This window comes from Pseudorhodobacter wandonensis (assembly GCF_001202035.1).
In the GTDB taxonomy this organism is placed as follows: domain Bacteria; phylum Pseudomonadota; class Alphaproteobacteria; order Rhodobacterales; family Rhodobacteraceae; genus Pseudorhodobacter; species Pseudorhodobacter wandonensis.
Map to the genome: position 1 here is coordinate 333,614 of NZ_LGHT01000025.1, position 24,898 is coordinate 358,511.

Here is a 24,898-nt window from a genome sequence, read left to right on the forward strand (position 1 = left end):
GATCTGCTAAAGCGTCGCCTGCAGCATCGCCGCAGATAACACCGCCACCGTCAGCCCCGCGCCCAGCTCGATCAACGGGGCCAAACGTGCCAAGCGCCTGCCCGCCAATGCCGCCAGCGCGCCTTCACGCGCCCAAACCGATGCGAAAGCCACCGCAACCGTAATCGTCGCCGTACCAAGGCCCATTGCATAAGCCCCCGCAATGCCCGCCGCATCAATCCCCATGCGCCAGCATAAAACCAGCAGGAACAATGCCCCCGTGCAGGGCCGAATGGCGATGCCCGCGATCAACATCACCGTATCGCGCCAGCCGGTCAACGCTGCAACTTGCGCCGCATCAGGCCCATGCGCATGGCCACAACCACAATCGCCCGCGTGGTCATGCCCATGATAGTCATGCGCCGCGGGCTGCACATGCACAAAGGCCTGCCGCAATTTGGCCCCGCCGCGCCATGCCAACCAGACCCCGATCATGCCAATCGCGCCATAGCTGACAGGGGCAAAGAAATCCTCGGCCAAGCCTACCATCGCCTTGCGCGTCAGGCCCAGCACAAAGACACCCGCATAAACCAGCATCACGGCTGTCGTCGCCTGTGCAAGACTCGACGCCAGCGCAACACCCATCAAGGGCCACAACCGCACCCGCTGCGCCACGCCATAACCACCGATCAGCACTTTGCCATGCCCCGGCCCCGCCGCATGAAAAAACCCATAAGCGAAACAAACACCCAGCAGGCCCATCAGCGCCCCCGGCGCACCTGCCCGCAATTGCCGCAACGCGCGGGCCAGCGCGTTTTGCGCATCATGCTGGGCAGCAGCGGCCCAAACGGTAAAAGCATTAAGACCCCCGCTTGCCCAAAAAACGACAAAGGCCAGCCCAAGCAAGGCCCCCAGTAAAATCAGCGCGCGGGGCATGTAATGCGCACCTCGTCGGCGTAATTGGCACCAACAGCCGGAAAATCTGCCTCGACGCTTTGACTGGCTTGATACTCTTGCAAAACCGCCTGCAGCTTTTCATCTGCCTCCGACAGATCAGGCGCATAAACTTTGGCCTCACAGCCCGCAGGCGCGTTCGTCAACACAGCGTCAAACGCGATGGTATAGGCCGTGTAATAGCCGGGATCATAGATCTGAACCGCCAACCCTTCCGGCCCGGGCCGCACAGGCGTTGCCAGTTTTCGCAAATGGGTCGAGGTGATAATCCCATCCTTATAACGGGCGGTCACGTCCTCGGGACGGCCCATTGCCACCGCTGCGCCTTGGTTTTGCACATGCAAGTCACCATCATAATCGGCATCCCAGCCCATATCAAAACCGCTTAGGCTTGCCTGCGCCTCGGACGTCAAACGGCCGTCACCATCCGGGTCCAACCCGCGATCTTCAATCGCCAGCAATGAATAGAAATCGTCATAGGCCCAGCTGATCCGCAGCGCCGTCACTTGGCCTTGGCCATCAAAAATGACCTCGACACCGCTGTCGATAAAAATATGCGGATGCGCGTTGGCGGCTTGGGCACCCAAGCCCACCGCCAACGCAAATGTCAAACCAAACCTCATACACCCCTCGCAAACCCGCATTGCGCGCAACTTGCCACAGAGGCATGTGGGATGCCAGAACCCCTAGCCTTTTGGTTGCGACAGGGCCCCCAAGGTGGCAGCTTTCGGCTTACGCAGCTCTGGCGGGACCGCAGCGTCAAGCAACCCTTCGGAAGCATGGATCACTTGTCGTCCCTTACCAATGATCAGCGGATCCGGCACGCCGATCACAGCCGCGTCCTTGCCGGGGTAATCGATACTTGCCAGAAAATGCCTCATACAATTCAGCCGCGCGCGTTTCTTGTCGTTCGATTTCACGACTGTCCAAGGCGCATCAGCCGTATCGGTATAGAAAAACATCGCCTCTTTGGCCTCTGTATAATCGCCCCATTTATCCAGCGAGGCCTTATCAATCGGCGACAACTTCCACCGCTTCAGCGGGTCGGTCTCGCGGCTTTGAAACCGCGCGCGTTGCTCGTCCTGCGTGACCGAAAACCAATATTTATAAAGCTGAATGCCCGAACGCACTAACATCCGCTCCAGCTCTGGTGCCTCTCGCATAAATTCCAGATACTCAGTAGGCGAGCAAAACCCCATCACCCTTTCCACGCCCGCGCGATTGTACCACGAACGGTCAAAGAACACGATTTCCCCGCGGGTTGGCAGATGCTCGACATAGCGCTGGAAAAACCACTGGCCCTGCTCCCGTTCGCCGGGTTTGCTCAGGGCTACCACACGGGCATAACGCGGGTTAAGATGCTCCATAAAGCGCTTGATCGTACCACCCTTGCCCGCAGCGTCGCGGCCTTCCATCAAGATCACAAACTTCTGCCCGGTCTCTTGCGCCCAAATCTGGACCTTCAACAATTCGGCCTGCAACTTGGCCTTTTCAACCTCATAAAGCTTGCGCGCCATTTTGCGGGCATAGGGGTATTTCCCCTGCTCAAACGTCTCGCGCAGGGTGTTTGGATCAGCAAGTTTTTGGGTAACTTTGCGGCGCACTGGCTTAAGGGCCGCAGCGGCATCAGACTGCCCCAAACCCAACTCCGGGTTTGCCCCGATACTTGCGCCGGCATCTGCCCCGTCGGCGGAATCCGGTCCAATCTTGGCAGAGTTTGTCGCTTCAGCCATGTCATCTCCTTTTGCCAAATCTTGCATCAAAACCCTGCCGTCAGATGACCTGAACCTGTCACCGGAACCTCATGTTCAAGTCTACAACGTCAGCACCTGCGACGCATTGATCCCTGTCAAACTGCCCCCTATGGCACAGCCCTTGCGCGGCCTGCAAATATCCGCAACACTCAGCCAAAATCCCGATATTTGAAAAGGTTTTCCCCTATGCTGACGATCTACGGTGTCCTGCGCTCGCGCGCCACGCGCCCCCTGTGGCTGCTGGCCGAGGCCGGCAAGGATTTCACCCATGTCCCCGTGATTCAAAGCTACCGCCTTACCGATCCGCTGGCACAAGATGCCCCCCTGAACACCCTGTCACCCGATTTCCTAAAGATCAGCCCGCAATCAGCTGTTCCGGTGATGCAAGACGGTGATCTGGTGCTCACGGAATCCCTCGCCATAACGCTCTACCTTGCCCGCGAATACGGTGGCACCCTCGGCCCGCAAACCAAGGCCGAACTGGCGCAGGCCGAACAATGGGCGCTGTTTGCAGGCATCTCGATTGATCTACCCGGCATTGATATCATTTACACCTATGCCGACGGCCTGTCAGATACACCCGAAGGTGCCGCCAAAATCGCGGCTGCAGTTGAACGCCTCGCGCGCCCGCTTGCACGGGTCGAGGCCCATCTCGCCCAGCATGACTACCTGATCGGCAACCGCTTTACCGTGGCCGACATCATGCTGGCCGAATGCTTGCGCTATTCGCAAGCGCATAAACCTCTGCACCAAACCTATCCCAAAACCTTTGCATGGCTCGCCCGCTGCCAATCGCGCCCTGCCTTTATCGACATGATGGCCCGCCGTAACGCCGAACCTGCCTAAGCACCCAAAGGGCGGGGTTGCCAATCCTGCCCATTTCATCTTGGCCCAAATACCTGAAATCCACCGTTGCCGCACACACTGCGCAACAGGTTACGCACCACTTGCCCCCCTCTCCCTTGCGCCGCGCGCCCCCAAATGGTCTAATCCCGCCTCAAAGACGTAAACAAGAATCGAGCAGCGCATGGCCAACGACCTTCTTTCCACCGCCCCCGAAACCTATGATGCATCTTCCATCGAGGTTCTCGAAGGGCTGGAACCAGTGCGCAAACGCCCCGGCATGTATATCGGCGGCACGGATGAGCGTGCGCTGCATCACATGGTTGCCGAAATCCTCGACAACTCGATGGATGAGGCCGTCGCAGGCCACGCCAATCGCATCGAGGTAGAGGTTCTGGCAGATGGCTCGGTCACAATCCGCGATAACGGCCGTGGCATTCCGATTGACCCGCACCCCAAATTTCCCGGCAAATCCGCCCTTGAGGTAATCTTGTGCACCCTCCACGCCGGCGGCAAGTTTTCCAACAAGTCCTATTCTACCTCGGGTGGTCTGAACGGCGTTGGCTCTTCGGTCGTCAACGCGCTCTCTGACAGCATGATCGTGCAAGTCGCGCGCAACAAAGAGCTGTACGAGCAACGCTTTTCACGCGGCGTCCCTTTGGGTTCTGTGGCCAAAGTGGGGGCCGCGCCAAATCGCCGTGGCACCACGATCACCTTTCATCCCGATGCCGAAATCTTTGGCACACTGAAATTCAAACCCGCGCGGCTTTATAAGCTGACGCAATCCAAGGCCTATCTTTTCTCGGGCGTCGAAATCCGCTGGAAATCCGAAATCGACGATGGCACCACCCCGACCGAGGCCACCTTCCACTTTCCCAACGGCCTTGCCGACTTTCTAAATCAATCGCTCACCGGCGCGATGACCTATGCTGACCGCCCTTTTGCCGGCAAAGTGTCGTTTGAGGAAAAATTCGGCGTTCCCGGTTCCATCGAATGGGCGATCAACTGGACACCGGTGCGCGACGGCTTCATTCATTCCTATTGCAATACCGTGCCCACAGCCGAAGGCGGCACACATGAAGCAGGCTTTTGGGCCGCGATGCTAAAGGGCGTCAAAGCCTACGGCGAACGCGCCAATAACAAGAAAGCCGGCCTTATCACCCGCGAAGATATGCTGACCGGCGGCTGCGCCCTCATCTCTATTTTCATCCGCGAGCCGTCTTTCGTTGGCCAAACCAAAGACCGGCTTTCCAGCGATGAGGCCAGCAAATGGGTTGAACTTGCCGTCAAAGACCATTTTGACAACTGGCTTGCCTCTGATACCAAATCTGCCGGCGCGATTTTGGACTTTCTGGTTTTGCGCGCCGAAGAGCGCCTGAAACGCCGTCAGGAAAAGGAAACACAGCGCAAATCGGCCACCAAACGCCTGCGCCTGCCCGGCAAGCTGACAGATTGCACCGCTAAAAACCGCGACAACACGGAACTGTTTATCGTCGAGGGGGACTCGGCAGGCGGGTCGGCCAAAGGTGCCCGCAACCGCGAAAATCAGGCACTTTTGCCGCTAAAGGGTAAAATCCTGAACGTGCTTGGCGCGGCGTCGAACAAGCTGCACGACAACTCGGAAATCCGCGATATATGTGAGGCCTTGGGTGTGCAGATGGGCACCAAGTTCAAGGTCGATGACCTGCGCTATGACAAGATCATCATCATGACCGATGCGGATGTTGACGGCGCCCATATCGCCAGTCTGCTGATGACATTTTTCTTTACCCAAATGCGGCCCTTGATCGACAAAGGCCACCTCTACCTCGCTTGCCCGCCATTGTACCGCCTGACCCAAGGCGCCAAACGCCTTTACGTTGCCGATGATGCCGAAAAAGAGCTTTGGCTGGCCAAAGGCTTGGGCGGCAAAGGCAAGATCGATGTGCAGCGGTTCAAGGGCCTTGGCGAAATGGATGCCAAAGACCTGAAAGACACCACAATGAACCCTGATAGCCGCAAGCTTATCCGCGTCTCGATTGATGAGGATGAACCGGGCGAAACCTCGGATCTGGTAGAACGCCTGATGGGCAAAAAGCCGGAACTGCGGTTCCAGTATATCCAGGAAAACGCGCAATTTGTCGAAGAGCTGGATGTCTGAGCCGCGCACGGCACCTGCCCGAACACCTGCCCCCGAACGTCATTCGCCGCGGTTTTCCCAAACACGCGTCGAAAAAACTTCGGTCAGACCTAAGATTTTGCCAAGCTTGACTATGCAGCCAAACTTTATGTCGGTATCAAAGTACTCATAAACTCAGCATTCCTGCTGTTTAATACTGAAAACTTAAGGTTGAATAGCTCAGTGCGCATTCTGATCACCAATGATGATGGCATCAACGCCCCGGGCCTTGAGGTGTTGATTGAAATTGCAACCGAACTTGCCGGCGCCGGTGGCGAGGTTTGGACAGTTGCGCCCGCCTTTGAGCAATCAGGCGTTGGCCATTGCATCAGTTACACCCACCCCACGATGATCGCCGAGCTTGGTCCACGCCGGTTTGCTGCCGAAGGCAGCCCGGCCGATTGCGTGCTTGCAGGCCTTTATGACGTGATGCCCGATGCCCGCCCCGACCTTGTGTTGTCGGGCGTCAACCGCGGCAATAACGCGGGGCAAAACGTGCTTTATTCCGGCACTATCGGCGGCGCGATGGAGGCCGCTTTGCAAGGCATCCCTGCGATTGCCTTGTCACAGTTTATGGGCGAACGCACCCAAATACTAACCGATCCCTTTGAAGGCGCGCGCGCGCATGGCGCAGCCCTGATCCGCAAGCTGCTGGACCAGGGGCTGTGGGACACGGATGATGATTACCAGCTGTTTTACAACATCAATTTTCCACCCTGCGCCGCTGCCGATGTAAAGGGCAGTCAGGTCGTTGCCCAAGGTTGGCGGCCCAACACCTATTTCGGGGTAGAGCCCCACCACGCGCCCAATGGTCGCCGGTTTTTGTGGATAAAAGGCGGGGCGCAGCAGGTCGATAGCGGGCCGGGTACCGATGTTCATGTCAACATGAATGACTATATCGCGGTCACGCCAATGCGTGCCGATCTGACCGCGCATGACCGGCTTGCCGACCTGAAGGCGCGGCTTACATGAGCCATCACGCCGAAGATCACGGGGATAATACCGACGACGATCTTGCCGAACGCAAGATGCGGTTCTTATTTGCGCTTCGGTCCAAGGGTGTTACCGATGCCCGCGTTTTGACGGCGATGGAACGGATAGACCGCGGCCATTTCATCAAAGGCCTGTTTGCCGATCGAACCTACGAAGATATGCCCCTGCCGATTGCATGTGGCCAGACCATCAGCCAGCCGTCGGTTGTGGGCCTGATGACGCAGGCCCTGAACGTTCAGCCCCGCGATACGGTGTTGGAAATCGGCACCGGCTCAGGCTATCAGGCCGCGATCCTCAGCCAGTTGGCCCGCCGGGTCTATACCGTCGATCGCCATCGCCGCCTTGTGCGCGAGGCAAGCGACGTATTCCGCACGCTCAACCTGACCAATATCACCTCTTTTGCCGCCGATGGCAGCTATGGCTTGCCCGAGCAAGGGCCGTTTGATCGCATTCTGGTCACCGCCGCCGCCGAAGACCCGCCCGGCCCCCTCTTGGCGCAATTGAAAAACGGGGGTATCATGGTTGTACCAGTGGGCCAGTCAGATGCCGTGCAAAGCTTGATAAAAGTCACCCGCCATGAGACAGGCTATGAATACGAAGAACTGCGACCGGTACGTTTCGTGCCATTGGTCGAAGGTCTAGCAGCCGAGTAGGGCAAAAACCAAACAGCACCGGGGCAAACCCGGGCAAACCAAATGAGGCCGAGCCATATGAACCGTTTACCCCAGCTTGTAAGCACCCGAAATCTGATGCTTGGCGTCGCACTTGGGGCCCTTTCGGCCTGTGTGCAAGGCGGCGGAATGGATTGGGATATGCGCGGCCTGACCGGCGGCCCGTTGGATACCAGCGACGCGGCCCTGCAGGCAACTGTCGCGCGGCCCCGCGCCGATAGCCGTGGCGTTATCGCCTATCCCAGCTATCAGGTCGCCGTCGCACGGCGCGGCGATACCGTTGGCAGCATTGCCGCCCGCCTAGGGATGAACGCCGATGAATTGGGCCGTTACAACGCCTTGATGCCATCCGACCTGCTGCGCGAAGGTGAAATAATCGCGCTGCCCCGCCGGGTTGAGGCCGCGTCCGTAGTCGGCACATCCCCGCAAAGCGGCGAAATCGTCGGCGGCACCATTGCCCCAGCACCGGTAGAGGTTACAACCCTCGCCTCGGACGCGCTTGACCGCGTGGGCAACTCCGGTACGGCTAACACAGCACCCACAGCCGTAAAACCAACAGCCGAGCAACCCGGCCGCCACCGTGTGCAGCGCGGCGAAACCGCCTATTCCATTGCCCGCACCTATGGCGTCAGCGTAAAATCTCTGGCCGATTGGAACGGGCTCGGGCCAGACCTCGACCTGCGTGAAGGCCAGTACCTGCTGATCCCGGTTCTTGAGGGCAATGCCGCCCCCGCCGACGCGAATACGACAACCGCCCCGGGGAATGGCTCGCCAACGCCCGTTCCGCCGTCGGCCGCAAAACCCTTGCCCGAGGAAAAAACCACACCCGCAGCGTCCAAGGCAAAGGACACACCAGCCTCGCCAGATCTGGGCAAAACCCGCACCGCCGCGTCTTCGTCAAAGTTCATGTTGCCTGTTGCCGGTAAAATTATCCGCCCATTCACCAAAGGCAAAAGCGAGGGTATCGACATCAGTGCGCCAGCAGGCACACCTGTTGCCGCCGCCGCCAATGGCCAGGTTGTGGCGCTGACAAAAGATACCGATCAGGTGCCGATCCTGGTGATCCGCCATGACGGAAATGTTCTGACCGTCTATGCGGGCATCGATGCACCCAAAGTCAAAAAAGGCGATACCGTTAAAAAAGGCCAAACGATCGCTGTCGTTCAAAAAGCCCCGGCTTTCTTGCATTTCGAGGTCAGAAAAGGCGTTGATGCTATCGATCCGATGTCTTTGGTCGAGTGAACATAAGGCCGCCCTGCACCAGCAGGGCGGCCTCTAAATCAAACTATACGCTGCCCGCAGATCATGGCCGCGTCCAGCATCTATCGAAACTTGGCCCTAAATCGTTACGCCATGACGCGCGGCCAGATCGGTAAAGAACTGCCAGGCCACACGCCCCGACCGCGACCCGCGCGTTGCTTGCCATTCAATCGCCTCGGCGCGCAATGTATCAGGCGCCACAGTCAAACCATGCGCTGCGCAATAGCCGTCAATCATTGCCAGATACTCATCCTGCGTACAGGGATGAAACCCTAACCACAGGCCAAAACGATCTGACAGCGACACCTTTTCTTCAACCGCCTCACCCGGGCTGATTGCGGTAGAGCGCTCGTTCTCGATCATATCGCGCGGCATCAGGTGGCGTCGGTTCGAAGTGGCATAGAAAATCACATTCTCCGGCCGCCCTTCAATCCCGCCATCCAGCACCGCCTTTAGCGATTTGTAATGCTGGTCATCATGGCTAAAGCTCAGGTCATCGCAAAACAGGATAAACCGGCGGTCAGGGGCCGCACGCAGATGGCGCAGCAAGGCGGTAACGCTGGGCAGATCTTCGCGCGACAATTCAACCAGTATCACCGGATAATGCGCGTTAATATCGGCATGTATCGCCTTGACAAGGCTAGATTTTCCCATCCCACGGGCGCCCCACAACAGGGCGTTGTTGGCAGGCAAACCTTTGGCAAAATGCAACGTATTCTCGTGCAATATGTCACGCGCGCGGTTGATACCAATCAGCAGGCCCAGATCAACCCGCGACACATCCGCAACCGGGTCCAGCCGCTCTGGCCCGGTGTGCCAGATAAAGGCGCTGGCGGCGTCAAAATCGGGTGCCGGCAACGGCGGCGGGCTAAGGCGCTCTAACGCGTCAGCGATGCGGATCAAGGCAGCGTTATCCATTACTTAACCTCTTCGCCGCTATCGTCCTCTTCATAGTCGTCTTCTTCAACCCAAAGGCCTTGGGCGCGCAGATCGGCTTCACGCTGCTTTTCCACACGACGCACCAGCAGGATCGAAATCTCATACAGCCCATAGATCACGCTGAACAAGATAACCTGTGACGGCACATCCGGCGGCGTCGCAATAGCGGCCAGCACCAGAATGGCGACAACCGCATATTTGCGCACGGCCCCTAGGCCCGCCGCCGAAACCAGCCCCGCCTTACCCATCAGCGTCAACAAAACAGGAAGCTGGAAGCTAAGGCCAAAAGCGATAATGAACTTGATGGTCAGCGACAGATACTCTTCCATCGAGCCTTGGAACAAGATGCCGGCATCTTTGGCGGTCGATGGGTCGGCATTCATTTCCTGAAAGCCCAGAAAGAACGAATAAGCCATTGGCATAATGACATAAAAGGCAAAGGCCGCACCAAGGAAAAACATCACGGGCGATGCAATCAAGAAAGGCAGGAATGCGCCTTTTTCACTTTTGTACAGGCCAGGCGCCACAAACCGCCACATCTGCGTGGCGATAACCGGAAAGGACAGAACAAAGCCGCCAAAGATCGAAATCCGCATCGCAACAAAAAAGCCTTCTTGCAGCTTGATCAGCACAAGATGGCATTCCTGGCTGCGTTCGGCCAAAGAAATACAGATAGGTTGCGTCAGAAAGTGAAAAATCGGGTTCCAGATGGTAAAGCAAATCACCATCGCCACCACAAACGCACCAAGCGAGATCATCAGGCGGCTGCGCAGCTCGGCCAGATGTTCGATCAACGGGGCAGAGCTGTCATCAATATCGTCGGCGCTCATGCGTCACTCTTCTTTACAGTTGGCTTCTTTACAGCTGGCTTCTTTGTCGCAGGTTTTTTGGCGGAAGGTTTTGCCGCGCTGGCCTTTTTGACAGCCGGTTTTTCTGTTGCCTTAGCCGCAGTCTTAGCCGCAGCCTTGCGTGGCGCAGGCTTGGCCTTGGCCGCCGGTTCCGCCACTGCCGCAGCAGCAGGCTCTGCTTTTGCGACCAATTCTGCACGTTTGGCGGCTTGCGCATCTGCCAGGGCCTGGGTCGCCGGGCCTTTGGGCACAGCGTCGGGCGCTGGTGGCTTCGGCGCTGCCGGGTCCGGCTTGGGCGCTGCCGATTTGGCCGCCTTCATCGGGTCCCAGCTTTCAAATTTGCTGGCCGCCGACTTTACCGCATCCAAACCCATAGATTTGGGCGAGGTCACATTGCGCAGGTCTTTCGCCACATCTTTGACGCCAGCCTCATCCGCCGCCGATTCCATTGCGCGGGAAAAATCGCGCGCCATGCCTTTGGCCTTGGCGGTAAACCGGCCAAGGGTGCGGAACATATCCGGAAGATCTTTGGGGCCGATCACGATCAGCGCCACCACTCCGATGATCAAAAGCTCTGACCAGCCGATATCAAACATGGGTCATTTCCCTAGCAAAGCTGCGTTCAGGCTTTGTCTTTTTTCTTTGGCGTCACATCAACCGCGTCATCTGCGGTTTTGTTTTCCAACTCTTCGGTCTCTTCTTTCACGCCCTTTTTGAACGCGTTGATGCCTTTGCCCACTTCGCCCATCAACGACGAAACCTTGCCACGGCCAAACAGCACGAGGACGACAACGGCGATCAAAAGAAGGCCCGGAATACCAATATTGTTAAGCATATGCCTATTCTCCCCTAGCGGGCCACGGCTGCGGCCCGGAACGTTACGTCTTTCCGTTTAGGCCGAAGCTGCGGCAGATCAAAGGGGGATTCGGCTTTACGCCGCGCGCTGCTGACAGTATTTTGTCAGTTGCCAAAGCCCTAACCGACCGGAAAAACCTGATGAGCCGCGACCAACGTATCTTTGATCTTATCCAGCGGATGCGCGATGGCAGGCTACACACGGCCGCCGATCTTGCACAGGATTTGGGGGTATCAACCCGCACCATCTGGCGCGATATGGCGATGATGGCCGCCACCGGAATCCCGGTCGAGGGTGAACGCGGTTTAGGCTATATCCTGCGATCGCCCTTGATGCTGCCCCCCATTATGCTGACGCAAGACGAGCTAGAGGCCTTGATGGATGGGTTGGCCTATGTCGCGGGCAAGGATGGCGCGCGCGCAAAAGCGGCACGGGCGCTGCGGTTCAAAGTGGCAACCTTGTTACCTCAGGCCGGGTTGGTACCGGATACCAAGGATCTGGGTTAATCAAGCCTTGAACACAAAGCAGCGGTCACGCCGGATCATCAGCCACAAAGGCGTGCCAACTTTGGGCAAGAACACCCCCGGCACGGCGGCAGTCAGCTTTGATCCGTCAAATTCCATCGTGAAATCAACAAGGCTTTCATGCCCCAAAAACCGCGCGCGTGAAACGATGCCACGGGCAGGCGTGCCGTCTTGCGATGTCGGGTTGGGGCCACGGCCGGCGCGATCGAAATCAATTTTCAAATGCTGGGGGCGGATCACAATTTCGACAGACCCCCCATCGGCATGGCCCGGCGTCAGAAATGCACCAAAGGGCGTTTGCGTCAACGCACCCTTAGAAACACCTTTGATCACATTGATATCGCTGAAAAAAGCTGCCGCTGCCCGATCAGACGGCGCGTTATAGATATGATAGGGTGAGCCACGCTGCACAATCTGGCCATCACGCATCAAGGCAATCTCATCGGCCATGCGCAGCGCTTCATCCGGCTCATGCGTGACCAGCAAAACGGCGGCGCCTTCATCTTTCAACACTTCCAAAGTGGTGTCGCGAATCCCGTCGCGCAAGCGGTTATCAAGGCCGGAAAAGGGCTCATCCATCAGCATGATGCGCGGACGCGGTGCCAGGGCCCGCGCCAAGGCCACGCGCTGCTGCTCGCCGCCCGACAGCTCATGCGGGTGCTTGGGGCCAAAGCCGGTCAGGTTAACGCGTTCCAGCAGCTCATCCACGCGGGCGGCTTTTTGCGCCCCGCTGCCCGACAGGCCAAAGGCCACGTTATTCGCCACAGTCAAATGCGGGAACAGCGCGAAATCCTGAAACATCAGGCCGATGCCACGCGCCTCGGGCGGCATATAATGCTGCGCGTCATACACGATTTGACCATCCATCTTGATCGTGCCGCTATCGGGCTTTTCCACCCCCGCAATCATCCGCAACGTCGTGGATTTGCCGCAGCCTGACGGCCCTAACAGGCAGGTCACCTGCCCCGGCGCCACGGTTAACGAAAGCCCCTTCACGACATCGCGCGCGCCAAAACGGCGCGACAGGTTGGTGACTTCTAATCTCGGCGTATTGGCGGGCATATGGGCGGGTGGCCTTTACCTTATCAAATCAATCAGAATTGAGTTAGCAGTCCCCGCCGCGCGGGGCAAGGCTTTGGCGGGGCTACTTTGCCGCAGCCGTTTCCAACGCCTGCCACGGGTGCACAGGCACAAAGCCATCTGGCCCCATGCTGCCCGCCCAAAAACTGCCACAGCGGCGTTGGTCGGCCGCGCGGCTGATCGGGGTCTTGGTCAACGCACACCACAGAAAGCTGCCAACAGCCCCATGGCCGACAAATATCATGTTGTCTAAAACTTCGGCCATAACCTCTTGAAATGCCTTGGTAATACGCTGACTGGCAGCCTGCGCGGATTCCCAACCCTGCGGCCCGATCGCAGGCTGCGCAAATAAGGCATCGGCCAGCGCCTCATGCGCGTCAAAGGACAGATAACCGGTGGCACTGCGGTCTACCTCGCCCATATCAGGATGCGTATGCAGCGGCAACGCAAAGGCATTGGACAGAAATTCCGCCGTTTGCTGCGCCTTCACCTCGGGCGAGGCGATGATGCGCCAGCCACGTCCCGGCCAGCCGCGCTTGCTTGCCGCGATCAGGCGCCGACGGCCTTGTTTTGAAATTTCCCAATCAGAAACAGCGCGTTGCGGGTCAATCTTAACCTCAGGGTGCGACAGATAAATGATCTTACTCACCATATTTTGCGCCGCCATAGAACTTTACAATATCCCCACGGGTTTTACCCAAGACAAAGTCGGACCAAATCAAAACCCGTCCCTTCGGGTCGGTCACGCGGCCGCCGTCGGGCAGCTCCAACAGGTTTTCAGGTTTTATCTCAACCCCGCAAAGCGTAACCGCAATAAGGCGATTGCGGCGGAGACGCACCCAAGGCAGCACCGCCCACAGATAGCTGAAAAAGGGCACCCGCGACATGAATTCGGTCGGAAACTTTACGACCAACCGGTTTGAAATAGCCGAAACAGTGGCTTGCGAGGCCCAGCTCATGAACCTCTCGTCAGCGATCATCGGGCGATACCAATAGGACGGGTCTTTTAGCCACATCTCTTTGAATTTGCTTGCAACATGGTGGTGGTATTTGGGATGAAACACCACCAGAGATGAATTGCCCCGTGCATATTTCCGCCCATTGGTCAAACGCCAGAGCAAGCGCCCAATCGCGCCCAAAGGCACAATCGCGCTTTGCAACAGCATCAACCCGTCAGGGCGCGGCAAGGCGGCAACCAGTTGCGCAAGATCGCCCGTCACAACCGTGTCCAGATCGATGTACAGCACCGGCAGGTCTTCTTGCAAAACGCCTGTTTCAAACATAGCCAGCTTGGTTTGGCATCCACCACGCTTGAACACCGGGTCCAACCAGAACTCGGGGATAAACCGCAGGTCAACGCGCGGGTCCAACCCCGGCCGCGCCCGATCTGACAGCAAAACAAAGCGCGGCTGACTGGCAGCATGGCTTGCAACAGCATCGACAAGGCGGTTTACGAGGGCGACATCATATTTGTCGCCCCACAGAAACATCACGCATTGCCAAACGGCCGCCTCAGATCGTGGCATTGATGGCCCCACCATCCAGCAGCAGGTTTTGACCAACGATAAAGCCTGCCTTATCCGAACAGAGGAACGCACAGGCTGCGCCAAATTCGGCCGCAGTCCCATAACGGCGCGCCGGAATCGTCGCTTGGCGCTGCTTTGTGGCGGCGGCGCGGTCGATACCCTGAGCCTTGGCAACACCATCATCCAAACTGTCGGCGCGGTCGGTTGCGTGAATGCCGGGCAGCAGGTTGTTGATGGTCACACCATGTTCGGCCACCTGCCGCGCTGTGCCTGCAACAAAGCCGGTCAACCCTGTACGGGCAGCATTGGAAAGACCAAGCTGCGGAATAGGTGCCTTGACCGACCCCGAGGTAATATTCACCACCCTGCCCCATTTGCGCGCAATCATCCCCGGCAACAGGGCCTGCATCAGCGCAATCGGCGTCAGCATATTGCCATCCAGCGCCTTGATAAAATCATCGCGCGACCAATCCGACCACAGGCCGGGTGGCGGGCCGCCGGCGTTTGTGACCAGAATATCCACATCACCAGCCGCCGCCAAAACGGCCGCCCGTCCCTCATCCGTCGTGATGTCAGCGGCAACCGCCGTCACCTCAACGCCGTAAGTTGCACGGATATGCGCCGCCGTAGCCTGCAACGCCGCATCTCCGCGCGCGTTGATAATCAGGTTCACCCCTGCCTCGGCCAAGCTTTCGGCGCAGCCGCGGCCCAAGCCTTTGGATGCCGCGCAGACCAACGCTGTTTTCCCTTTGATCCCAAGATCCATCTTTCTTGCCCCCTAAACCAGTTTCGCTAAACGCTATCAGCCCTGCACAACAAGCGAAAGTGCAGCCCGATGATTCGATTTGATTGTTCTCAATAGCGAAACAGTTTAGACTTCTCACCCGCATTGTTTCGCAATTCAGTACAGAAACGACCGCGCTAGCTTTGGAAATTTGGATTTGATAGTAGTTGATTTAGGTCATAAGTCAGAGCCTGTGACTTAAGCGCGGGATATGGTGGACAGAGATTTGAATACAGACTTAGCGTCATCCAACCTGCCGGGCCAACTCTGTCAGGTGTTTGCCTCTGACGATTTTTTCGTCACGATCGGGGTAAACCTGAACGAAGGCCTCTCCAGCCTTGATGAGGCCTGCTTGGGCGACATCTACGAACTTGTGCAGGATGCTGCCCCCCATAAGCTGCTTTTGGCGCGCGGCGGCGACAGCCAGATCATCGCACAGGGCAGCAGTCTGGGCACGGCCGGGGCCAAAGTGACAATCGAAGCGCGTTTTACCATGCTGGCCCCGGGCGGCGATAAGGTCGAGCTTCTGGCCCTGCATATCGCAGCCGACGCCGGTGATGGGGGCGGCTATTTCGTTTTGCCCTTATCCCCGATGGGCGAACAGATCGAATACACCCTGATTCAGGCCGAAGAGCCGCAGCCCGATGAACGCCTGAGCGACCTTTTATGCATCTCATTTGCCCGTGGCACCATGATTACCTTGGGCGATGGCAGCCAAAAACCGATTGAACGGCTGGCTGTCGGCGACAGGGTTCTGACCCGCGATCATGGGCCTCAGGCGCTGCTGTGGATCGGGCAGGTTACATTGCGGGCCGTTGGGGCCTATGCGCCTGTGGTCATTTCTTCGGGCGTACTGGGCAATAACGGTGATCTTGTGGTCAGCCAGCATCACCGCATGTTCCTGTACCAGCGCAACAGAAGCAAAGCCGTACCGAAATCGGAAATTCTGGTGCAGGCCAAGCATTTGGTGAACGGCGATACCGTGATTTTGCGCGAAATCGGCTTTGTCGATTACTACAGCCTCGTGTTTGACGCGCATGAAATCATCTATGCCGAGGGCATCCCCGCCGAAAGCCTGATGGTGTCCGAGGCAACCGTATCGCGCCTTCCGCCCGAACTGGCCGCCGAGGTGAAACAGCGTTTCCCCAAACTCAGCCAGATGCAGCATTTCGGGGTCGAGGCCGGCCCGCAAGAGCTTGCCGCGATGGGCCTGACCTCAGCGCATCGCAGTAAAGACAAACGATAGCACCGACACGCCTTGCAAACTGTTGCGAAGCGCCAAATTTGCAGCTATGTGCCGCGTATGTTGGACAATCGCCCCCCCCTTCCGCCCGAAATCGCCCGCCGCCGGACCTTTGCGATCATCGCTCACCCGGATGCCGGCAAAACCACTTTGACCGAAAAGTTCCTGCTGTTTGGTGGGGCTATCCAGATGGCTGGCCAGGTGCGCGCCAAAGGCGAAGCACGGCGCACGCGCTCGGATTTCATCAAGATGGAGCAAGACCGCGGGATTTCGGTTTCCGCCTCGGCCATGTCGTTTGATTTCCGCGAATACCGCTTTAACCTCGTCGACACCCCCGGCCACTCGGATTTTTCCGAAGATACATACCGCACGCTAACGGCCGTGGATGCCGCCGTGATGGTGATTGACGGCGCCAAAGGTGTGGAATCCCAAACGCGCAAGCTGTTTGAGGTGTGCCGCTTGCGCGACCTGCCGATCCTGACATTTTGTAACAAGATGGACCGCGAGGCCCGCGATACCTTTGAAATCATCGACGAGATTCAGGAAAACCTTGCGATTGACGTCAGCCCCGCCAGCTGGCCCATCGGCTCGGGCCGCGATTTCCTTGGCTGCTATGACATTCTGAACGACCGCTTGGAACTGATGGACCGCGCCGACCGTAACCGCGTGGCCGAAACGATTGAAATCAAGGGCCTGGATGACCCCAAGCTAGCGCAGCACATCCCCGCCGATATGCTGGCAAAACTGCGCGAAGAGCTGGAAATGGCCCGCGAATTGCTGCCCGCACTGGACCGTGAGGCGCTGCTGAACGGCTCGATGACGCCAATCTGGTTCGGCTCGGCAATCAACTCCTTTGGCGTCAAAGAACTGATGGACGGCATCGGCAAATTCGGCCCAGAGCCGCAGCCACAACCCACCAACAGCCGCAAAGTGGCGCCCGAAGAAACCGCCGTGACCGGCGTTGTGTTCAAAGTGCAGGCCAATATGGACCCAAAGCACCGCGACCGCGTGGCCTTTGTCCGGCTTGCCTCGGGGCATTTTGAACGCGGGATGAAGCTGAACCACGTGCGCAGCAAAAAGGTGATGACCATTTCCAGCCCTGTGCTGTTTCTGGCCGCCGACCGCGAATTGGCCGAAGAAGCTTGGGCCGGCGACATCATCGGCATCCCGAACCACGGCCAGCTGCGCATTGGTGACGCGCTGACCGAGGGCGAGGATTTGCGCTTTACCGGCATCCCAAGCTTTGCGCCGGAACTGCTGCAAGGCGTACGCGCAGGCGACCCGATGAAGGCGAAACACCTTGAAAAAGCGCTGCTGCAATTTGCCGAAGAAGGGGCCGCCAAGGTTTTCAAACCGATGATCGGCTCGGGCTATATCGTCGGCGTTGTCGGCGCGTTGCAGTTTGACGTGCTTGCCAGCCGGATCGAGCAGGAATATTCCCTGCCCGTGCGGTTTGAACCGTCACAATTTACCTCGGCCCGCTGGGTGCGTGGGCCAAAGGCCGAAATGGACAAGTTTATCAACATAAACAAAGGCCATATCGCCCAAGACAGCGATGGCGACACGGTGTTTCTGACCCGTCTGCAGTGGGATATCGACCGGATCATCCGCGATTACCCCGAGCTAAAGCTGACCGCGACCAAGGAAATGATGGTCTAAACGCAAGTTGAGGCCAAGCAAAAATCCTGCTTGGCCTTATTGCCTGATCGGGCCTTGCCAGCCTATGCTTGGCACCTGCGCCCGATTACTGCATTTGCCGGAAAACCCTGTGCCCGATGACAAAACCTACCCCAACGCCCCCGACAGCCTGATCGCCCATTGGGATAAACGCCGCGGCCCCATGCGCCCCGAACCGGGCGAGGAACTGTCCGCGCTCGATGTCGATCTAACGGCGCTCAAGGCGAAAATTCTGCCCGACATACCGCCCCCCCTTGCCAAAGGCGCCAGCCGTCATGCCGAAAAAGAGCATGAGCTGCGGACAGACCTTGTCGGTCAATCAGAGCTGGTGCTGCTGCACGGCATGCTGATCGCCCACATGCGCAAGCGCCGCTTTCCCGATCACGCCCCACAGCTGTTTCGGCGCATCTGGGTCGAACACACCCCGTATCTGCTGGACGTTCTCAGCACCCGTTGGCTGATCTCGGCCGTGATTACCTTTGGCGAACATGGCGCCACAGCATCAGAGCAGGCATTGGGCCGTGAAATGGGCATGATGTTTTCCATGATGAAACTGTATGAATTCGAACGCCTGCATTCCGGCAAAACCCCCGATGAGGCCTTTGGTCTAGGCCGCGTGAAAGCCGAATTGCCACTGGGTATGACGCCGTTTTCGCTTGCCACAGGCGGGCTTGATATCAACCTGCTGGCCCCCGTCTGGCAACGCGCGATGGACGAACCGGTGATGGGCGCGCTTGCCTGCCGCTTGCTGGAACAGCTGAACCAAGACCCCGGTGGGTTATTTCGCCGCATCGGCAAAATGCGAGCCAAAAAGCAGGCACGCATCGCTGCGCGCAAAGCCGAATAGAAAGCCTTGGAATGAAAGCGTTTTTGGTCACGACTGCCCAGAACCAGGCCCCCTATTTCCTGGAATGGGTCGCACATCATCAAGAGGTGGGCTTTACCGATATCGCCATTTATCAAAACGATAGCGATGATCTGAGCCATGAAACCCTGTCGCTGCTGCGCGACATTGGCGCCATACAGTATTTCTACAACCGCGCGCCCAAACCCATCCGCCGAACGCAGGCCTATGCCCGTGCGGCAAAGCTGCCGGCCTATGCCAACAGCGATTGGGCTATGGCCTTGGATATGGACGAATTTCTGGTCATCAAGGCAGGCCAAGGCAGGCTGATCGATTTGCAATCGGCTGTGCCAAATGCCGATTGCATCCAGATCACCAGCCGCAATTTTGGCAATTCGGGCTTTGAAATCGCAACCCCGCAGCTGGTCACCGAACGCTTTGCAATGGCGGAAAAGGCCAAAAGCACCAAGGCTGGCAAATGCCTGTTCCATCCCGCCAAATTCGCGCAACCCGGCATCAGCCGCCCGCATATCGCGCCGCAATCGCCGCCTATCATCCCTGTGACCGCCCCGAACACCTGCGCCCAGATCAACCACTATGCCACCCGCGATGTGGCCAGTTTTATGCTTAAAATGTCACAACGCTCGGTCAGCCCTGCGGTTGGCGCGCGCTATTGGGCCATGCGCAACACCAATGTTGAAATTGATGCAAGCATGCGGCCCTTTTTGGCGCGGGTCGCGATGCGAATGGCCGCGCTAAACGACGCCTCAGGCGGGAAATTGATGGACCTGCGCGAGGCGGCCATTTTTACCCACATGGCGCGCTATTACACGCTGCTGCAAGATGCCCCGATGCGCCAGTTGCGCAGCTTTTGCAAAAGCCATCCGGCTGCAGCAAAACCTGCCCGAAAACCCTCAGACAAGGCCATAACTTGACCTAGCGCAGAATTCGCGATAACTGCAGACAGGCCTTAGGGCCAAGACGCCGGGGCGCCCGGAATTTTTGCGTCCCTTCTCATTATTGCGGTCCGATACCGCATGCACAGGACGCACATGACCAAATTCTCTGACCTCGCGCTGGATCCCCGCGTGCTTAAGGCTGTGGCCGAAGCAGGCTACGAATCCCCTACCCCTATCCAAGAACAGGCAATCCCTCACGCGCTCGAAGGCCGTGATGTCTTGGGCATCGCCCAAACCGGCACCGGCAAAACCGCCAGCTTTACGCTGCCGATGATTACGCTGCTGGGCAAAGGCCGCGCCCGTGCACGGATGCCGCGCTCGCTGGTTCTGGCGCCTACGCGCGAACTGGCCGCACAAGTAGCTGAAAACTTTGACGTTTACGCCAAATACACCAAACTGACCAAGGCGCTGCTGATCGGCGGCGTGGCCTTTGGCGAACAAGACAAGCTGATCGACCGTGGCGTTGACGTGCTGATCGCCACCCCCGGCCGTTTGCTCGACCATTTTGAGCGCGGCAAACTGCTGCTGCAAGGCGTGCAGATCATGGTGGTGGATGAGGCTGACCGCATGCTCGATATGGGTTTCATCCCCGATATCGAAAAGATCTTTAGCCTGACGCCGTTTACCCGCCAGACCTTCTTTTATTCCGCCACTATGGCACCTGAAATCGAGCGGATCACCAACACCTTCCTCTCGGCTGCGGTGAAAATCGAAGTGGCGCGTCAGAACTCGACCTCTGAAACGATCACGCAAAAGCTGATCGAGGTAAAGCCAAGCCGCAAAGACCGCAGCTTTGCCGAAAAGCGGGCCGTTTTGCGCGCGATCATTCGGGCCGAGGGTGCGTCCTGCACCAATGCGATCATCTTTTGCAATCGCAAGATGGATGTGGATGTTGTCGCCAAGTCGCTGAAACAACACGGGTTTAACGCAAGCCCTATTCACGGCGATCTAGATCAATCCGTGCGCACCCGCACGCTTGAAGGGTTCCGCGACGGCACAGTGCATTTGCTGGTGGCCTCGGACGTGGCCGCACGCGGTTTGGATATTCCCGCCGTCAGCCATGTGTTCAACTTTGATGTACCCAGCCATCCCGAAGATTACGTGCACCGCATCGGGCGCACAGGCCGCGCAGGCCGTGAAGGCAAGGCGTTCACCTTGTCGACCCCTGCAGATGCCAAATATCTGGCAGCAATTGAAACGCTGGTCGGCCAGCCCATTCCGCGCGGCGAGCTGCCCGAAGGGATTGAAGTAAAAGCCGATCGCCCTGTCAAAGCCGCCGAAGACGATAGCGTTGAAAAACCAAAGCGCAGCCGTAGCAGAACCCGCACGCCCAAAGCCGAAAAGGTGAAGGCCGCGCCCGAACCCGTGGCAGTCGTTGAAAAGGTCGTGGCCCCCGTCGTTGCCGAGGCACAGCCCGAGCCAGAACCCCGCCGCGCCCCTCGCGATGAGCGCAGCGATGATCGCCGCACCGACAACCGCCGCAATGACTCTCGCAGTGACTCTCGCGGCGACACCCGTAATGACAGTCGCAATGACAATCGGCGCGGCGGCGGGAATGATCGCGTTATTGGCATGGGCGATCATGTCCCAGATTTCATTTTGCGCAGCTTTCGTCTGGAAGATAACCAAACCGATGGCAGCGACGACTCCGATGATGTCGCCGAAGAAAACATCAGCGAAAGCACCGACGAATAACCCTTACCGGCGGGGCTTTGGCCCTGCCGGTTTGCCTTCCATCCATAAAAAAGGCGCGCAAGGTTTCCCCTGCGCGCCTTTTTTCTTACCTTGTCGGGTTACCCCAAAAACGCCTTAGCCATCCGACAAACGGCTAACGACAACCGTCACCTCTGGCTTTTTGCCAATCTCTTCCATGCAGATCTGGCGGATCACACGGCGCACCGCTTCATCCAGCTTGTCGTCATCTCTCAGCACTTTTCTGCCGGCTTTGTCGACGAATTCAGTCAGATCAGCTTCCAGCGTATCTGCCAAAATCGCGCCAGTGCGGCCTTTTTCCGGCAGGCCTTTCACCTCGACCCAGGCATCGCCAAGCGGCTCGTCGGCCTCATCCAGCAGCAGCGTCACCATGATATGGCCGTTCAGCGCCATGCGGATACGGTCACGCACCACACCATCGCGCGCCCCGATCATCACCGAACCATCCAGATAGGTCCGACCGGCCTCGATATACTCGGCAACCTCGGGCGCATCCTTGGTCAGGTCAATCATCATGCCATTGGTCACAACGTCCGACATCCGGCCGGCCGCCATCGCAATACGGGCATGTTCGCGCAAATGGCGGTGTTCGCCATGCATCGGTATCACAATTTCAGGGTTCAGCACGCGGTGCACGGTTTCCAGATCAGGCCGGTTGGCATGGCCGGAAACATGGTACAACCCGCCGCTGTCATCCACCACATTCACGCCCATTTCCGAAAACGCGTTCATCACCGAAATCACGCCACGCTCATTGCCCGGAATGGTTTTCGACGAAAACAGGAATGTATCGCCCTCTTTCATCTCCAGCCCGAGGTATTTCCCGCGCGACAGCTGCGCCGAGGCAGCCCGCCGTTCCCCTTGCGAGCCGGTCACGATCAGCATCAGATTGCCGCGCGGCACGTCCAACGCCTCTTCGGGGCTAACGGTCCGCGGCAAATTCTTTAGCACGCCTGCGCTTTCCGCCGCCGAAACCATCCGCCGCATCGAACGGCCAAGGAAACAAACCGTCCGGTCCGCGGCCACAGCGGCATCGGCAAGCGTTTTCAACCGCGCCACGTTAGACGCAAACGTCGTCGCCACAACCATGCCGCGCTGCGCCTTGATCAGATCACGGATCGGGTCGCGCAGCGTCGATTCCGACCGGCCCGCGTGCAATGAAAACACGTTCGTGCTGTCACACATCAGCGCCTTTACCGGCCGTTCACGCGCAATCGCCTGGAACATATTTGCATCCCAAGGCTCGCCCACCAGCGGGTTTTCATCCAGCTTGAAATCGCCGGAATGCACAATCCGCCCTGCCTCGCAGTCGATCACAAGCCCCGAGCTTTCGGGAATCGAGTGGCTGACCGGAATGAATTGCACATCAAACGGCCCCGCCTTTACAACATCGGGGCGCGGCTCAACCACAGTGATCGCGTCTTTGGGGTGGCCGTGTTCATCAAACTTCAACCGCCCGATGGTCGCGGTAAAATTGCGCGCATAAACGGGGCATTTGAACTTGCCCCAAAAATGCGCAACTGCGCCGATGTGGTCTTCATGGGCATGGGTGATAAAAATCGCCTCAAGCCGGTCTTTGCGTTCTTCCAGCCACGTCATGTCGGGCATGATCAAATCGACGCCGGGCGTCGTATCCATATCGGGAAAAGCCACGCCAAGATCGACAAGGATCAGACGTTCCTTATCTTCGGGGCCATAGCCATAGACATAGGCATTCATCCCGATCTCGCCCGCGCCACCAAGGGGAAGATAGATTAAACGGTTCGCTTTCATGCGGTTTCCTTATTAAGTTCTTGAATAAGGACAAGGCCATGCATGGTCAAATCATCCTCGATTGCGTCAAAAATTTCTGTTCCCTGCTGGAACAACGGGGCAAGCCCCCCGGTGGCAATAACCTTCATCGGGCGCGGATGCTCCAGCTGGATCTGTTTGCAAATGCCCTCAACCAGGCCGATATAGCCCCAATACACGCCTGACTGCATACAGGCCACCGTATTCTTTCCGATGACAGTGGCAGGGTGGCTTACATCGACATGCGGCAAAGCGGCAGCGGCCATCGACAGCGCTTGCAGGCTCAGGTTTACCCCCGGTGCAATGACACCGCCAATATAGGCACCGTCCTGATCAACCACATCAAAGGTGGTGGCCGTGCCAAAATCCACCACAATCAAATCGCCGCCATGCCGGTCAAACCCCGCAACCGTATTCACCAGGCGGTCCGGCCCCACCGTTGTCCCTACATCAACCCGCGGCGCAACCGGCAGCCGGCAATCGGGTTTGCCAACCACCAAAGGGCGGCAGTGGAAATACCGGTCGGTCAACACCCGCAGGTTAAACACCACGCGCGGCACTGTTGACGAAATGATTGCCTCGGTAATCTCGGCCTCAACCTTGTTCAGCGTCATCAACGTGGTCAGCAGTACGTAATACTCGTCTGCCGTTCGTTTGTGGTCGGTCGAACACCGCCAGGTCGCGATAAACTTGGTGCCGTTCCAGATGGAAAACACTGTATTGGTATTGCCGCAATCGATCGCCAAAAGCATCTGGGTTACCTTTCGGTCAAAAGAAAATTTCGGCCGCGGGAATGGCGCGGCGGGCATGCGGGGTTTTCAGAACCAACGCGCCAGCGGCGTCGATGGTTTCAAAAACGCCACTCTCGGATCGGGTACCGGTACGGGCGGTGATGACCTCGCCCAAACGGGCCGCATGGGCCAACCACTCTGCCCGCAACGGCGCAAAGCCATTGTTGACGAACTCGGATTCCCATCGGTCATAGGCCACAGCCAAGGACGTCAAAAAGCTTTCGGGGCTGATCCGCAGTCCGGTTTCCGCCAAAAGGCTGACAGGTGTTACGGCACCCGTTTCAACTTGGTCTGGTGTCGGCGCCGCAATCAGATTGACGCCAATCCCGATCGACAACTGGCTGATGCCTTGGCCAACGCCACTGCTTTCCAGTAAAATCCCGGCCAGTTTGCCACCATTCAGCAGTACATCATTCGGCCATTTCAGTTGGAAACCCGTCGCAAAGCCGGTCACGGCGACACAAGCATCGCGCAAGGCCAACGCCGCCGCAAAGGACCGCAGCGCCACCTGCTCGGCCGGTTCAACCGGTTGCAGGGCCAATGTCGCATAAAAATTACCACGCGGGCTGCTCCAGGGGCGGCCACGTCGGCCACGCCCTCCGGTTTGCTCAGCCGCCATGATCCATGTCGGACGCGCCGGCGCAAGCCGTGCGGCATGCGCATTGGTGCTGTCAACGCTATCAAGCAAAACCCGGGCCACGCCTTGCGGCC

General features: G+C 58.1%; 26 protein-coding genes. 12 read left to right on the forward strand and 14 right to left on the reverse strand.

Features of this window, described 5'->3' with window-relative positions; genetic code table 11:
• Positions 1–6 precede the first annotated feature (6 nt).
• The 3 genes from AKU79_RS05620 to ppk2 form a co-directional block, all read right to left on the reverse strand.
• Positions 7–915 (reverse strand): nickel/cobalt transporter, encoded by a 909-nt coding sequence (locus AKU79_RS05620; protein ID WP_050522575.1) that lies wholly within the window; start codon positions 913–915, stop codon positions 7–9.
• Positions 900–1,556: a DUF1007 family protein gene (locus tag AKU79_RS05625; protein WP_050522576.1), complete on the reverse strand. Its 657-nt coding sequence runs from the start codon at positions 1,554–1,556 to the stop codon at positions 900–902. Before AKU79_RS05625 ends, AKU79_RS05620 begins: the two co-directional genes overlap by 16 nt.
• Before the next feature lie 63 nt (positions 1,557–1,619).
• Positions 1,620–2,666 (reverse strand): polyphosphate kinase 2, encoded by a 1,047-nt coding sequence (gene ppk2, locus AKU79_RS05630; protein ID WP_050522577.1) that lies wholly within the window; start codon positions 2,664–2,666, stop codon positions 1,620–1,622.
• Here ppk2 and AKU79_RS19470 point away from each other — a divergent pair.
• The 6 genes from AKU79_RS19470 (at position 2,665) to AKU79_RS05660 (ending at position 8,594) form a co-directional block, all read left to right on the forward strand.
• Positions 2,665–2,859 carry a hypothetical protein gene (locus tag AKU79_RS19470; protein WP_050522578.1) on the forward strand — a complete coding sequence of 65 codons (195 nt, stop codon included), beginning with the start codon at positions 2,665–2,667 and terminating at the stop codon, positions 2,857–2,859. The two genes, ppk2 and AKU79_RS19470, sit on opposite strands and share 2 nt — an antisense overlap.
• A gap of 14 nt (positions 2,860–2,873) precedes the next feature.
• Positions 2,874–3,533, forward strand: a complete 660-nt coding sequence (locus AKU79_RS05640) for a glutathione S-transferase family protein (RefSeq protein WP_050522579.1) — start codon at positions 2,874–2,876, stop codon at positions 3,531–3,533.
• 181 nt (positions 3,534–3,714) lie between these two features.
• Complete coding sequence (gene parE / locus AKU79_RS05645) at positions 3,715–5,670, forward strand: DNA topoisomerase IV subunit B (protein WP_050522580.1); 1,956 nt, start codon at positions 3,715–3,717, stop codon at positions 5,668–5,670.
• 201 nt (positions 5,671–5,871) lie between these two features.
• Positions 5,872–6,660 carry a 5'/3'-nucleotidase SurE gene (gene surE, locus AKU79_RS05650; RefSeq protein WP_050522581.1) on the forward strand — a complete coding sequence of 263 codons (789 nt, stop codon included), beginning with the start codon at positions 5,872–5,874 and terminating at the stop codon, positions 6,658–6,660.
• Entirely contained in the window at positions 6,657–7,334 is a 678-nt protein-coding gene (locus AKU79_RS05655; protein ID WP_050522582.1) for a protein-L-isoaspartate(D-aspartate) O-methyltransferase, read from the forward strand. Before surE ends, AKU79_RS05655 begins: the two co-directional genes overlap by 4 nt.
• A gap of 57 nt (positions 7,335–7,391) precedes the next feature.
• Positions 7,392–8,594, forward strand: a complete 1,203-nt coding sequence (locus tag AKU79_RS05660) for a peptidoglycan DD-metalloendopeptidase family protein (RefSeq protein WP_082223939.1) — start codon at positions 7,392–7,394, stop codon at positions 8,592–8,594.
• A gap of 96 nt (positions 8,595–8,690) precedes the next feature.
• Here the strand turns inward: AKU79_RS05660 and AKU79_RS05665 are convergent, their stop codons facing one another.
• The 4 genes from AKU79_RS05665 to tatA are packed head-to-tail and all read right to left on the reverse strand — an operon-like array spanning position 8,691 to position 11,234.
• Positions 8,691–9,530, reverse strand: coding sequence for an ATP-binding protein (locus AKU79_RS05665; RefSeq protein ID WP_050522583.1), 840 nt, complete (start codon positions 9,528–9,530; stop codon positions 8,691–8,693).
• A complete protein-coding gene (gene tatC, locus AKU79_RS05670; protein WP_050522584.1) occupies positions 9,530–10,381 on the reverse strand; it encodes a twin-arginine translocase subunit TatC in 852 nt (283 codons plus the stop codon). The genes AKU79_RS05665 and tatC overlap by 1 nt, the downstream gene beginning before the upstream one ends.
• Positions 10,378–10,995, reverse strand: coding sequence for a Sec-independent protein translocase protein TatB (gene tatB / locus AKU79_RS05675; protein WP_082223940.1), 618 nt, complete (start codon positions 10,993–10,995; stop codon positions 10,378–10,380). Before tatB ends, tatC begins: the two co-directional genes overlap by 4 nt.
• Before the next feature lie 26 nt (positions 10,996–11,021).
• Entirely contained in the window at positions 11,022–11,234 is a 213-nt protein-coding gene (gene tatA / locus AKU79_RS05680) for a twin-arginine translocase TatA/TatE family subunit (protein ID WP_050522585.1), read from the reverse strand.
• Between the two features lie 161 nt (positions 11,235–11,395).
• Here tatA and AKU79_RS05685 point away from each other — a divergent pair, with 161 nt between their 5' ends.
• The gene (locus AKU79_RS05685; RefSeq protein ID WP_050522586.1) at positions 11,396–11,761 is read left to right on the forward strand and encodes a helix-turn-helix transcriptional regulator; all 366 of its coding nucleotides are present in this window, start codon (positions 11,396–11,398) and stop codon (positions 11,759–11,761) included.
• On the opposite strand, the gene AKU79_RS05690 is transcribed toward AKU79_RS05685, so the two are convergent.
• The 4 genes from AKU79_RS05690 to AKU79_RS05705 all read right to left on the reverse strand — a co-directional run bounded on the left by AKU79_RS05690 (position 11,762) and on the right by AKU79_RS05705 (position 15,151).
• Positions 11,762–12,841: an ABC transporter ATP-binding protein gene (locus AKU79_RS05690; RefSeq protein WP_050522587.1), complete on the reverse strand. Its 1,080-nt coding sequence runs from the start codon at positions 12,839–12,841 to the stop codon at positions 11,762–11,764. It lies immediately after the preceding gene.
• An 82-nt stretch (positions 12,842–12,923) separates the two neighbouring features.
• Positions 12,924–13,526, reverse strand: coding sequence for a histidine phosphatase family protein (locus tag AKU79_RS05695; protein ID WP_050522588.1), 603 nt, complete (start codon positions 13,524–13,526; stop codon positions 12,924–12,926).
• Positions 13,501–14,385, reverse strand: coding sequence for a hypothetical protein (locus AKU79_RS05700; protein ID WP_050522589.1), 885 nt, complete (start codon positions 14,383–14,385; stop codon positions 13,501–13,503). Before AKU79_RS05700 ends, AKU79_RS05695 begins: the two co-directional genes overlap by 26 nt.
• The gene (locus tag AKU79_RS05705; protein WP_050522590.1) at positions 14,372–15,151 is read right to left on the reverse strand and encodes an SDR family oxidoreductase; all 780 of its coding nucleotides are present in this window, start codon (positions 15,149–15,151) and stop codon (positions 14,372–14,374) included. Before AKU79_RS05705 ends, AKU79_RS05700 begins: the two co-directional genes overlap by 14 nt.
• Before the next feature lie 244 nt (positions 15,152–15,395).
• Here AKU79_RS05705 and AKU79_RS05710 point away from each other — a divergent pair, with 244 nt between their 5' ends.
• The 5 genes from AKU79_RS05710 (at position 15,396) to AKU79_RS05730 (ending at position 21,587) form a co-directional block, all read left to right on the forward strand.
• Positions 15,396–16,415: a Hint domain-containing protein gene (locus AKU79_RS05710; protein ID WP_231580104.1), complete on the forward strand. Its 1,020-nt coding sequence runs from the start codon at positions 15,396–15,398 to the stop codon at positions 16,413–16,415.
• Positions 16,416–16,472: 57 nt separating this feature from the next.
• Positions 16,473–18,071 (forward strand): peptide chain release factor 3, encoded by a 1,599-nt coding sequence (locus tag AKU79_RS05715; protein ID WP_050522762.1) that lies wholly within the window; start codon positions 16,473–16,475, stop codon positions 18,069–18,071.
• A 64-nt stretch (positions 18,072–18,135) separates the two neighbouring features.
• Positions 18,136–18,936 carry a hypothetical protein gene (locus tag AKU79_RS05720; protein ID WP_050522592.1) on the forward strand — a complete coding sequence of 267 codons (801 nt, stop codon included), beginning with the start codon at positions 18,136–18,138 and terminating at the stop codon, positions 18,934–18,936.
• Between the two features lie 11 nt (positions 18,937–18,947).
• Positions 18,948–19,868, forward strand: coding sequence for a glycosyltransferase family 2 protein (locus AKU79_RS05725; RefSeq protein ID WP_050522593.1), 921 nt, complete (start codon positions 18,948–18,950; stop codon positions 19,866–19,868).
• Positions 19,869–19,985: 117 nt separating this feature from the next.
• Complete coding sequence (locus AKU79_RS05730; protein WP_050522594.1) at positions 19,986–21,587, forward strand: DEAD/DEAH box helicase; 1,602 nt, start codon at positions 19,986–19,988, stop codon at positions 21,585–21,587.
• Between the two features lie 114 nt (positions 21,588–21,701).
• On the opposite strand, the gene AKU79_RS05735 is transcribed toward AKU79_RS05730, so the two are convergent.
• From AKU79_RS05735 to AKU79_RS05745, 3 genes are read right to left on the reverse strand one after another with little or no spacing between them, the layout of a single operon-like run.
• Positions 21,702–23,378, reverse strand: coding sequence for a ribonuclease J (locus AKU79_RS05735; protein WP_050522595.1), 1,677 nt, complete (start codon positions 23,376–23,378; stop codon positions 21,702–21,704).
• Positions 23,375–24,148: a type III pantothenate kinase gene (locus AKU79_RS05740; protein WP_050522763.1), complete on the reverse strand. Its 774-nt coding sequence runs from the start codon at positions 24,146–24,148 to the stop codon at positions 23,375–23,377. Before AKU79_RS05740 ends, AKU79_RS05735 begins: the two co-directional genes overlap by 4 nt.
• 16 nt (positions 24,149–24,164) lie before the next feature.
• Positions 24,165–24,887 carry a biotin--[acetyl-CoA-carboxylase] ligase gene (locus tag AKU79_RS05745; RefSeq protein ID WP_156209496.1) on the reverse strand — a complete coding sequence of 241 codons (723 nt, stop codon included), beginning with the start codon at positions 24,885–24,887 and terminating at the stop codon, positions 24,165–24,167.
• Between the last annotated feature and the right edge of the window lie 11 nt (positions 24,888–24,898).